The sequence below is a fragment of the Stenotrophomonas sp. 3diitr2024 genome, from assembly GCF_042136455.1.
Taxonomy (GTDB): domain Bacteria; phylum Pseudomonadota; class Gammaproteobacteria; order Xanthomonadales; family Xanthomonadaceae; genus Stenotrophomonas; species Stenotrophomonas sepilia.
On record NZ_JBHHMJ010000628.1, the window covers coordinates 1 to 332 of the forward strand.

At 69.3% G+C, this 332-nt stretch carries 1 pseudogene; it reads left to right on the forward strand.

Annotation, left to right across the window (positions count from 1 at the left end):
* Positions 1–105: 105 nt before the first annotated feature.
* Positions 106–332, forward strand: a pseudogene (locus ABGA94_RS16280) (hypothetical protein); the annotation flags it as partial.

A 332-nucleotide genomic window follows, 5' to 3' on the forward strand; every position in this document is an offset into this window, starting at 1 on the left:
GCCGGTGACGTCGTGATGAAGTCAGGCTTCGGTGTCTACACCGCCGGCACTCCCACCGCGCTGGGTGGGGGCCACGACGCTGCCTTCAATTCGCCCCGTGCAGCGGCTCCCTGGAACATCCGCGAGTTCAAGAACCTGCAGCCGAAGGAACTGGAGGGACAGTGGGGCACCGCTGCGCTGCCGGGGCCGGACGGTCCGGGCGCGGGCATCGCCGGTGGCACCAGCCAGTTCGTCGAGCTGGGCGTGGCCGACCTGTATGCCAGCCTCAGCGGCACGGTCAGCACCACGCGCTGGGTGAACGTCAACGCGACCAACACCTCGGCCTTGTCGGG